General features: G+C 65.3%; 12 protein-coding genes. 9 read left to right on the top strand and 3 right to left on the bottom strand.

The window, feature by feature from the left end; translation table 11 throughout:
• Positions 1-64: 64 nt before the first annotated feature.
• Together phnE and ACRCSW_RS16750 are read left to right on the top strand one after the other, a co-directional pair.
• Complete coding sequence (gene phnE / locus ACRCSW_RS16755; RefSeq protein ID WP_438706792.1) at positions 65-1,408, top strand: phosphonate ABC transporter, permease protein PhnE; 1,344 nt, start codon at positions 65-67, stop codon at positions 1,406-1,408.
• 85 nt (positions 1,409-1,493) lie between these two features.
• The gene (locus tag ACRCSW_RS16750; RefSeq protein WP_438706791.1) at positions 1,494-2,111 is read left to right on the top strand and encodes a chloramphenicol acetyltransferase; all 618 of its coding nucleotides are present in this window, start codon (positions 1,494-1,496) and stop codon (positions 2,109-2,111) included.
• Here the strand turns inward: ACRCSW_RS16750 and phnF are convergent.
• On the bottom strand, positions 2,108-2,818 hold the full coding sequence (phnF, locus tag ACRCSW_RS16745; protein ID WP_438706790.1) for a phosphonate metabolism transcriptional regulator PhnF: 711 nt from the start codon (positions 2,816-2,818) through the stop codon (positions 2,108-2,110). The two genes, ACRCSW_RS16750 and phnF, sit on opposite strands and share 4 nt — an antisense overlap.
• Before the next feature lie 118 nt (positions 2,819-2,936).
• Here phnF and phnG point away from each other — a divergent pair, with 118 nt between their 5' ends.
• Genes phnG through ACRCSW_RS16730 form a run of 3 tightly spaced genes read left to right on the top strand, consistent with a single transcriptional unit; the run spans position 2,937 to position 5,037 of the window.
• Complete coding sequence (phnG, locus tag ACRCSW_RS16740) at positions 2,937-3,377, top strand: phosphonate C-P lyase system protein PhnG (RefSeq protein WP_438706789.1); 441 nt, start codon at positions 2,937-2,939, stop codon at positions 3,375-3,377.
• Complete coding sequence (phnH, locus tag ACRCSW_RS16735) at positions 3,377-3,955, top strand: phosphonate C-P lyase system protein PhnH (RefSeq protein ID WP_438706788.1); 579 nt, start codon at positions 3,377-3,379, stop codon at positions 3,953-3,955. The genes phnG and phnH overlap by 1 nt, the downstream gene beginning before the upstream one ends.
• Positions 3,955-5,037: a carbon-phosphorus lyase complex subunit PhnI gene (locus ACRCSW_RS16730; RefSeq protein WP_438706787.1), complete on the top strand. Its 1,083-nt coding sequence runs from the start codon at positions 3,955-3,957 to the stop codon at positions 5,035-5,037. The genes phnH and ACRCSW_RS16730 overlap by 1 nt, the downstream gene beginning before the upstream one ends.
• 2 nt (positions 5,038-5,039) lie before the next feature.
• On the opposite strand, the gene ACRCSW_RS16725 is transcribed toward ACRCSW_RS16730, so the two are convergent.
• The gene (locus ACRCSW_RS16725) at positions 5,040-5,195 is read right to left on the bottom strand and encodes a hypothetical protein (RefSeq protein ID WP_438706786.1); all 156 of its coding nucleotides are present in this window, start codon (positions 5,193-5,195) and stop codon (positions 5,040-5,042) included.
• A gap of 50 nt (positions 5,196-5,245) precedes the next feature.
• Here ACRCSW_RS16725 and ACRCSW_RS16720 point away from each other — a divergent pair, with 50 nt between their 5' ends.
• From ACRCSW_RS16720 to phnN, 4 genes are read left to right on the top strand one after another with little or no spacing between them, the layout of a single operon-like run.
• On the top strand, positions 5,246-6,172 hold the full coding sequence (locus tag ACRCSW_RS16720; protein WP_438706785.1) for an alpha-D-ribose 1-methylphosphonate 5-phosphate C-P-lyase PhnJ: 927 nt from the start codon (positions 5,246-5,248) through the stop codon (positions 6,170-6,172).
• Complete coding sequence (gene phnK / locus ACRCSW_RS16715) at positions 6,169-6,948, top strand: phosphonate C-P lyase system protein PhnK (protein ID WP_438706784.1); 780 nt, start codon at positions 6,169-6,171, stop codon at positions 6,946-6,948. Before ACRCSW_RS16720 ends, phnK begins: the two co-directional genes overlap by 4 nt.
• A 4-nt stretch (positions 6,949-6,952) precedes the next feature.
• Positions 6,953-7,636, top strand: a complete 684-nt coding sequence (gene phnL / locus ACRCSW_RS16710) for a phosphonate C-P lyase system protein PhnL (RefSeq protein WP_438706783.1) — start codon at positions 6,953-6,955, stop codon at positions 7,634-7,636.
• Entirely contained in the window at positions 7,633-8,157 is a 525-nt protein-coding gene (gene phnN / locus ACRCSW_RS16705) for a phosphonate metabolism protein/1,5-bisphosphokinase (PRPP-forming) PhnN (protein WP_438706782.1), read from the top strand. Before phnL ends, phnN begins: the two co-directional genes overlap by 4 nt.
• On the opposite strand, the gene ACRCSW_RS16700 is transcribed toward phnN, so the two are convergent.
• On the bottom strand, positions 8,139-8,828 hold the full coding sequence (locus ACRCSW_RS16700) for a DUF1045 domain-containing protein (protein ID WP_438706781.1): 690 nt from the start codon (positions 8,826-8,828) through the stop codon (positions 8,139-8,141). The genes phnN and ACRCSW_RS16700 overlap by 19 nt on opposite strands.
• Positions 8,829-9,007: the final 179 nt, after the last annotated feature.

The raw sequence follows: 9,007 nt of genomic DNA, 5'->3' as shown, positions 1-9,007 counted from the left end.
CGATCTTCCTGATCGACAGGGTGTCAGACCACTACCGCACCCGCCTGGTCAAAGGGGCCGTGATATGACCGCGACAACAACCCCGGCCGGCGCTGCGCCATCGATGGCCGATCAGGTCACCGCAGCCTTTGCCCGCCGCAAGCTTTTCGCCTTCGGCATCCCGGCGGTGATCCTCATCTACCTCACCTACACCTTCTTTGCCTTTGACATCCTTGGCCTTGCGCAGCGCGCACGAATGGACAACGCCGCCGTGCTTCTGTCCGACTTCTGGTCGCACAAGACGCATGTCACCCGCGACAACCGGTCGGGCGAGGTGACAGTGGCCATCGAGGGCGAAACCAAAGGCACCTATCCCGACGGCATGCTGCCCGACTGGGTCACGATGAACGGCGCCGTCACCACCATCGACCTCGGCGAGGGCCATCTCATCACCTATGACGAGGCGGGCGCCCGCTATGTCGTGCCGGGCTACGGCACCGTCGACATCCGGTCCGAGGACGGCAAAGTCGCCATGACCGCGCCGCAGCCCTTGCCCGAGTGGATCAATGCGTCCGACACCAAGGTCACCGTCACCACCGATGCCGGGCGGTTCAGCTATTCGCGCTCCAAGGTGGACACGTTCAAGTATCAACCGGGGTGGGAGCTCTTTTTCTTCACCCTCGACAGCCCGTTCTACGGCAAGGGTCCGCTCGAACTGGCCGGGCTCGCCCTCTGGGGCGACCGTGTCGATCCGGACCGCTCGAACGCGGGCTACATCGTGTCCGAAGTCTGGACCAACAAGATGTGGCGGCACGGCGATGTGCTCTGGGCGATTTTCGAGACGATCCTGATGGCGTTTCTCGGCACTGCCGGGGCGGCGCTGATCGCCTTTCCGCTTGGCTTTGTCGCTGCGTCGAACTTCATGCCGGTGAGGGCGGTCCGCTTCGGCATCCGCCGGGTGTTCGATTTCGTCCGCGGCGTTGATGGCCTGATCTGGACAATCATCCTTGCCCGCGCCTTTGGCCCCGGCCCGATGACCGGCGCGCTGGCCATCGTGATCACTGACGTCGGCTCGTTCGGAAAGATGTTCTCCGAGGCGCTGGAAAACATCGACGACAAACAGGTCGAAGGCGTGCGCTCGACCGGTGCCAATGCGATGCAGCGGGCGCGGTTCGGGGTGATCCCGCAGGTCACGCCGGTGCTGCTCAGCCAGGTGCTCTACTATCTGGAATCGAACACGCGCTCTGCCACCGTGATCGGCGCGATCGTCGGCGGCGGCATCGGCCTTTTGCTGACCCAGGCGATCATCACCCAGAAGGACTGGGAGGAGGTCGCCTATTACATCACCCTGATCGTGCTGATGGTGATGCTGATGGACACGTTCTCCGGCTGGCTGCGGCGCAGGCTGATCAAGGGCCAGGTGGCGTAATCCTTAAGAAATCGTGAAACACCCCCCTGCAACGCATTGAAATCATTCAGTCCGAAACTCTGCGCACAGTGCCCAAGGGAACTCGATGTCCAAGCTTTCCGCCACCGCCCCCCTGATCCACGCCGGGGCCGAGGTGACCAATTCCAGCTTCGGCGCTTTCTGCGAGATAGGCCCCGGCAGCCGCATCATGAACTCGACCTTCCAGGACTACGCCTACTGCGACCGCCTTTCCGACATCGCCAACACCACCGTCGGCAAGTTCGCCAACATCGCCGCCCTGACCCGGATCGGCCCCACCGACCACCCGATGGACCACGCCTCGCTCCACCACTTCCTCTACCGGTCCAGCTACTACTGGGACGACACGGCCGACGACCCGGACTTCTTCGCCGCCCGCGCCGCCCGCCGCACCCTGATCGGCCCCGACACCTGGATCGGCCACGGCGCGATCGTCAAGCCCGAGGTCACCATCGGGGCTGGGGCCGTCGTCGCCTCCGGTGCCGTCGTCACCCGCGACGTCCCCCCCTACATGATCGTCGCCGGTGTCCCCGCCACCCCCCTCCGCCCCCGCTTCACCCCCGCCATCGCCGACCGCCTGATGGCTCTCGCCTGGTGGGACTGGACCCACGACCGCCTCCGCGCCGCACTCGATGATTTCCGCAGCCTGAAGGCCGAGGCGTTCCTGGAGAAGTACAACGGCTAGTCCGGCGCCACAGTAAGCGCGACCCTGTCGCCGGCAAACCATGCGGTGCCATATTCGACAGGCACCCCGGCCGCATCGACATTCACCGCAACAGACCGCAGGATCGCGGCCCCCGTCGGAACCTTGAGCGCTAGAGCAAGCAACGGCGTGGCCAGCTTCGCCGTGATCCGCGTCGACGCGCGCGTATAGTCCTTGACGCCGCAAGCGGCCAAGGCCGCCGTCACCGAGGAGGTCTTCTCGAGTTCAAGCAGCAGCCCCGGAAAACGCCCCGCCGGCATGACCGACCGGAACGCCGCCAACGGCTCGCCGTCCGCAAGCGAGATGCCCTCGATGACATGCACGGCGTCACCCGGCGCCAGCCCCAGCGCCTCTGCCTCGCGCGGGCTACCGGGCCGGGTTTCAGCGCGCGTGATCCTGCGCGAAGGCGTTCGTCCAGAGGCCGCGACGTTCTGGTGAAACCGCACGCGGCGCCCGAGAGGATAGTCGGTCGGTTTGGCCGTGACGAAAACACCCGCCCCCCGCCGCGCATGGACCTGCCCGGCCTCGGCCAGTGCCGCCAGCGCGTGCCGAACCGTGTGCCGGTTGACCCCGAACCGCGCCGACAGCACGGCTTCGGTCGGCAGCTTGTCGCCGGGCCGATAGACCCCGTCGGCGATGTCGGCCCGCAGGGCTTCGGCAATCGACGACCACAGGGCAACGCGGGTCAAGCTGGCCTCCTGTCATCAAAAATTCATAACTCAGCGGTTGTGCCAAGTCGGCGATGGGCGTAACATTTGTCTAGTTGTATATCATATTAGACAACTCCCGCAAGATGTCGAGGCTGCGATGACCGATGCCAGGATCAAGGCGCGGAAGGCATGGATGTCAGTTCTGGCCAAGGCTCCGCCGGAGCGTCTGGCTGCGCTAATGCCGGACCTGCCGGATCACTCGGTCCTACGCGCGCTCGAGATCGGTGCTGTCATGGTACGCGGTCGTATCGGCGCCAGCGGCGCGCCGTTCAATCTGGGCGAGATGACGGTGACGCGGTGTTCGGTGCGGCTTTCTACGGGGCAGGTGGGTCATGCCTGGGTCCAGGGGCGCGACAAGACCCATGCAACGCGAGCCGCTGTGGTGGATGCTTTGATGCAGCTGAAGGGCGCCGCGCGCCTGAAGGCCAACGTCATCGATGTGCTGGAGCGTGAGGCTGCGACCAAAGCTGAGCTGCGGGCCGGAAAGGCTGCGGCCACCAAAGTCGATTTCTTTACGCTGGTGCGGGGAGAGGACTAATGACCGATGTCCTTTCCGATGCTCTCTCGGGCGGCTTTAGCGAGACCCCGCTGCAGTCGGCCCGCGCCTTCCGCGCGATCCTTGAGGCGATGGCTCGTCCCGGCACGATCCACACTGTCGCAGGTGCGTTGCCCCCGCCGCCCCTTTCGATCGCGGCTGGTGTGAGCCTTCTGGTCCTGGCCGACAACACGACGCCGCTGCACCTGGCCGGATCGGCCGATTGCAAGCCGGTGCGCGATTGGGTCACGTTCCATATCGGTGCGCCGTTTGTCCCCGCCGCTGAGGCGGACTTTGCCGTCGGTACGTGGGATGCGCTGCAACCGGTCAGCCGCTTTCGTGTCGGCACGGCGGATTATCCCGACCGCTCAGCGACCCTGATCGTCGAGATGGACCGCCTTTCGGCCCACGGCCCGTGCCTGACTGGCCCCGGCATCGAGACTGCGGTCTGGCTCAGCCTTCCGGAAACTGCCGCTTTCCGAGCCAATCGCGCGCTTTTCCCACTGGGGTTCGACTGCCTCTTTACCCATGAAAGTCGACTGGCGGCGCTTCCGCGCAGCACCCGTGTGGAGAACCTCTGATGTATGTCGCCGTCAAGGGTGGCGAGCGCGCCATCGACAACGCCCATGCTTGGCTGGCCGAGGAGCGGCGCGGCGATCCAGCGATTGCCGAGCTTTCGGTCGAACAGATCCGCGCACAGCTGTCACTGGCCGTGAACCGGGTCATGGCAGAAGGCTCACTTTATGACCCGGACCTTGCGGCATTGGCGATCAAGCAGGCCCGGGGCGACCTGATCGAGGCGGTGTTCCTGATCCGGGCATATCGCACCACTCTGCCGCGTTTGGGGGTGTCCGATCCGCTTGATACCGGCGCTATGGCGGTGGATCGAAGGATCAGTGCCACGTTCAAGGACCTGCCAGGGGGGCAGGTGCTGGGGCCGACTTTCGACTACACCCATCGTCTTCTGGATTTCAAGCTTGCGGCCGAAGGCGAGGTCGCCTCTGCCGCCGCTGCGCCTGCTAGCCTTGGTCCGATGCCGCATGTGACCGGGTTTCTCAACCGCGACGGGCTGATCGAAGAAGCGCCCCGTTCGGACGCCCCGCCCTCTGACCTGACGCGAGAGCCGCTGGAACTGCCCGCCGACCGCGCCCTTCGCCTGCAGGCGATCACCCGGGGCGACGAAGGCTTCATCCTGTCGATGGCCTATTCAACGCAGCGCGGCTACGGCCGCACCCACGCCTTCGTGGGCGAGTTGCGGATCGGTCGCGTCGGCGTGGAAGTCGACATCCCCGAGCTTGGATTTGCCGTCGAGATCGGCGAGATCGAGCTGACCGAATGCGAAACGGTCAACCAGTTCAAGGGCTCAAAGACCGAGCCGCCCCAGTTCACGCGCGGCTACGGGCTGGTCTTCGGCCAGTCCGAGCGGAAGGCCATCGCAATGAGCCTCGTCGACCGTGCGCTGCGCTGGAAAGAGCTGGGCGAGGACAACACCGGCGCCCCGGCGCAGGACGAAGAATTCGTCCTTTACCACTGCGACAATGTGCAAGCGACAGGGTTCCTGGAGCACATCAAGCTGCCGCACTACGTGGACTTTCAGGCCGAGATGGAGCTGGTGCGGCGCTTGCGGAGCGGCGCGGAAGCGGTGCGGCAGGCTGCGGAATGAGCTTACTCCCCGCCACTATCGCCGCCGCCGTCGCCGCCGCTGCCTTCGCGGTGCTGCGCCTGTGCACGGCGATTGGCGCGTCTGGGCAACATCCGCAGAACAAGAACCACGATCACAGCCGCAGCCGCCGCGATCAGAATTGCCGTGTCTTCTGGCATCTCGCTGCCTTTCCGCCCTCGCGCCACGCCGTAACCGCAAGGCAAGCATCATGACCGATCAGGCCTATAACTTCGCCTATCTCGACGAGCAAACCAAGCGGATGATCCGCCGCGCCATCCTGAAGGCGCTGGCGGTGCCGGGGTATCAGGTGCCCTTCGCCAGCCGCGAGATGCCGATGCCCTATGGCTGGGGCACTGGCGGGGTGCAGGTGACGGCGGCCTGCCTTGAGCCCGAAGACCGGCTGAAGGTGATCGACCAAGGCGCGGATGACACCACCAACGCGGTCTCGATCCGCAAGTTCTTTCAGCGCACCGCCGGGGTCGCGGTGACCGAGGCGACGGCCGAGGCGACCATCATCCAGACCCGTCACCGCATTCCCGAGACGCCGCTGAAGGCGGGCCAGATCCTTGTCTATCAGGTGCCGATCCCCGAACCCCTGCGGTTCCTGGAACCGCGCGAGACCGAGACGCGCAAGATGCACGAGCTGGAAGAGTACGGCCTTATGCATGTGAAGCTTTACGAGGATATCGCCCGGCACGGCGAGATCGCGACGGCCTACGACTACCCGGTCAAGGTCGAGGGGCGCTATATCATGGACCCTTCGCCGATCCCGAAGTTCGACAACCCGAAGCTGAACGACAATCCGGCGATCCAGCTTTTCGGGGCAGGCCGCGAACAGCGCATCTACGCGCTGCCTCCTTGGTCGAAGGTCGTCAGCCTCGATTTCGACGACCATCCATTCTCGGCCTCCAAGGCTCCGCACGACTGCGACCTTTGCGGCGCGGGTCACAGCTATCTGGACGAGGTCATCACCGATGATCAGGGCGGGCGGATGTTCGTCTGTTCGGATACCGACTTCTGCGCCTCGCGCCGGGCGGTCGGCAAGACCGGGCGCTTGGGCGGCGACCAAACGACTTTGAACAGGCCCGGAAGATCCCTCGAGGGAAGTCCGGGCACGACCGGGGGGGCTGCATGAGCATCCATCAGCGGGAAATCAACGTGCCGCTCTTGTCCGTCCAGGGCCTGACCAAGCGCTACGGCTCGCGGATCGGCTGCGCGGATGTCAGCTTCGATCTTTATCCCGGTGAAGTGCTGGGGGTGGTCGGCGAAAGCGGGTCGGGCAAGTCGACGCTCTTGTCCTGCCTTGCGGGCCATCTGCGCCCGGACCTTGGCCATTATGCCTTCGATGGCCGCGATGTACTTGCGATGAGCGAGACCGAGCGGCGGCGGCTGGGGCGGACGGACTGGGCCTTTGTGCACCAGAACCCACGCGACGGGTTGCGCATGGGTGTCAGTGCGGGCGGTAACGTGGGCGAGCGTCTGATGGCGGTCGGCGCGCGGCATTACGGCGATATCCGGGGCAAGGCGCTGGACTGGCTTGGCCGGGTCGAGATTGCTGCAGACCGCATCGACGACCGGCCGTCGGCCTTCTCGGGCGGCATGCAGCAGCGGCTGCAGATTGCCCGCAACCTCGTGACCGGTCCGCGGCTTGTCTTCATGGATGAGCCCACTGGGGGCCTTGACGTCTCGGTCCAGGCGCGGCTCTTGGACCTCTTGCGTGGGCTCGTTCGCGATCTTGGCCTCTCGGTGATCATCGTCACGCATGACCTTGCCGTCGTGCGGCTTCTGGCCGACCGGCTGATGGTGATGAAGTCGGGCAGGGTGGTCGAACAGGGTCTGACCGATCAGGTTCTGGACGATCCGCAGCATGCCTATACCCAACTGCTCGTCTCGTCAGTTTTGCAGGTTTAAAGCCATGATCCACATCGAAAACGTTGGCAAATCCTTTACCCTGCACAATCAGGGCGGTGTCACGATCCCGGTGATGGCGGGGGCCGCGCTGAGCGTCGCGCCCGGCGAATGCGTCGGGTTGACCGGGGCCTCCGGGGCAGGCAAGTCGACGCTGATGCGGATGGTCTATGGCAACTACCTTGCCACGGGCGGGACCCTTGTCGTTGGCGATCTGGATGTCACCCAGGCCCTTCCGCGGGAAATCATCCGGCTGCGCCGCGAGATCCTTGGCTATGTCAGCCAGTTCCTCCGGGTGGTGCCACGGGTCCCGACGCTTGATGTGGTGGCCGAGCCGCTTCTGGTCCTGGGTGCGGCGCGCGACAAGGCAGAGGCCCGGGCGGCGGAGCTTCTGGCGCGGCTGAACATCCCGGTGCGGCTTTGGTCGCTGTCACCGACAACGTTTTCAGGGGGCGAACAGCAGCGCGTCAACATCGCGCGGGGTTTTGCACATGACTATCCCGCCCTGCTGCTTGACGAGCCGACCGCCAGTCTTGATGCCGCCAACCGCGAGGTGGTGCTGCAGCTGATCGAAGAGGCCAAGGCAAGGGGTGCCGCGATCCTTGGTATCTTCCATGACGAGGGCGCACGGGCGCGGCTGTGCGACCGGCTGGTCGACGTGACGGACTTCACACCAAGGGTCGCCGCATGATCTTTGCCGTCGTCGGTCCTTCGGGTGTGGGAAAGGATACGCTGATCGCGGGCGCCTTGCGCGTGCGGCCCGATCTGAGGCTCGTGCGCCGCGTCATCACCCGACCAACCGAAGCGGGCGGTGAGGCCTTCGATGGCGTGGTCGAGGCCGAGTTCGCCCGACGCAAGGCCCGCGGCGACTTTGCGCTCGACTGGCAGGCGCATGGGCTTTCCTACGGGATACCGAAGTCGGAGCTTGCCGGCCCCGGCGACGTCATCTTCAACGGCAGTCGTCTGGCCTTGCCCGCAGCCAGGGCGGCGTTCCCGGACCTGCGCGTGATCCTGGTAACGGCACCCGACGCAGTTCTGGCGGCGCGACTGGCGGCGCGCGGTCGTGAGACGACGACCGATATCGCGGCGCGCCTTTCGCGGGCCGCCTATGCATTGCCCGAGGGGATTTCAGCCATCACCATCGTGAATGACGCCGCAGTCGAGGACGGCGTTGCCGCCTTGCTCGCAGCACTTCAGCCGGTCAGGGCGTAGCGATGGATAAGCCGGAACGCGCCCTCAGAATCTTCGCCGAAAAGACAAAGGTCATCGATGGTGAAAGGCTGGTCGATGATGGGCGCAAAATGGGCCTTCGCCGCCGCCATGACGGCTGGGATATGCTCAGGCGGAAGCCGATCGGTCAGCGTCAGGTGAAAGCGGAACTCTTCCATCACGTAAGGGTATCCCCAAAGATCAAGCAGGATCCGCTGGCGTGGTGTCAGGGTCTCCGGGCGGCGGCGGGCAATGTCTTCATCGCTGAGAGGTCGGCGCAGCGCATTGGTCGTCTCGACGACGATGGCACCCAGCTCCAGCAAGGCCGCTTCGCATCCAAGTGGCGTCAGGGCGAGGAAGCCAAGGAGGTTTTCCAGCTGCAGTCCATCGCAGCGAACGGGTGCCAGCTGCGCCGCGAGGGCCTTGACCGCAGCAGAAACGTCGCCTTCGGAAACACTGGCGGCCGGCCGGAACGGCGCGCGGATCGTGCCGTGGAACCCGTAGCGGCGCGCCTCGGCGGTCAATTGCGACAGGGGGGCGGGCAGAGGCTGCACGTCTGGTTGCGCCAGCGGCATCCCGGTCTCAACCGCCCGACCCAACCACTGCCCTGCCAGATCGGCGAACTCCCCCGAACGCGGGGCGTAGTAGACAGCGTATCGCTGGATTTCGGCCATTCCATCGGACCTATGCGGGCTCTGTCACACGCATGTGACAGCTGGCTGGCATTGCACCGACTTCCCGGCCCGACTGCAAGACAGGACCTTACGAGATGACCGACACGATCCTTGCCAATGCGACGCTTGTGTTGCCGCATGAGGTGGTCAAGGGGTCCCTGCGCCTGTCGGACGGTCGC

Origin of the sequence: Tabrizicola sp., from assembly GCF_051645465.1 — a bacterium.
Lineage (GTDB): Bacteria > Pseudomonadota > Alphaproteobacteria > Rhodobacterales > Rhodobacteraceae > Tabrizicola.
The sequence above is the reverse complement of the archived record's forward strand: the minus strand, read 5'-3'. Positions and strand labels throughout refer to the sequence as shown.

What these genes read in the sequence shown, in the direction of transcription:
- phnE (WP_438706792.1), top strand. Translation starts at nt 65, where the DNA reads ATGACCGCGACAACAACCCCGGCCGGCGCTGCGCCATCGATGGCCGAT.
- ACRCSW_RS16750 (WP_438706791.1), top strand. Translation starts at nt 1,494, where the DNA reads ATGTCCAAGCTTTCCGCCACCGCCCCCCTGATCCACGCCGGGGCCGAG.
- phnG (WP_438706789.1), top strand. Translation starts at nt 2,937, where the DNA reads ATGACCGATGCCAGGATCAAGGCGCGGAAGGCATGGATGTCAGTTCTG.
- phnH (WP_438706788.1), top strand. Translation starts at nt 3,377, where the DNA reads ATGACCGATGTCCTTTCCGATGCTCTCTCGGGCGGCTTTAGCGAGACC.
- ACRCSW_RS16730 (WP_438706787.1), top strand. Translation starts at nt 3,955, where the DNA reads ATGTATGTCGCCGTCAAGGGTGGCGAGCGCGCCATCGACAACGCCCAT.
- ACRCSW_RS16725 (WP_438706786.1), bottom strand. Translation starts at nt 5,195, where the DNA reads ATGCCAGAAGACACGGCAATTCTGATCGCGGCGGCTGCGGCTGTGATC.
- ACRCSW_RS16720 (WP_438706785.1), top strand. Translation starts at nt 5,246, where the DNA reads ATGACCGATCAGGCCTATAACTTCGCCTATCTCGACGAGCAAACCAAG.
- phnK (WP_438706784.1), top strand. Translation starts at nt 6,169, where the DNA reads ATGAGCATCCATCAGCGGGAAATCAACGTGCCGCTCTTGTCCGTCCAG.
- phnL (WP_438706783.1), top strand. Translation starts at nt 6,953, where the DNA reads ATGATCCACATCGAAAACGTTGGCAAATCCTTTACCCTGCACAATCAG.
- phnN (WP_438706782.1), top strand. Translation starts at nt 7,633, where the DNA reads ATGATCTTTGCCGTCGTCGGTCCTTCGGGTGTGGGAAAGGATACGCTG.
- ACRCSW_RS16700 (WP_438706781.1), bottom strand. Translation starts at nt 8,828, where the DNA reads ATGGCCGAAATCCAGCGATACGCTGTCTACTACGCCCCGCGTTCGGGG.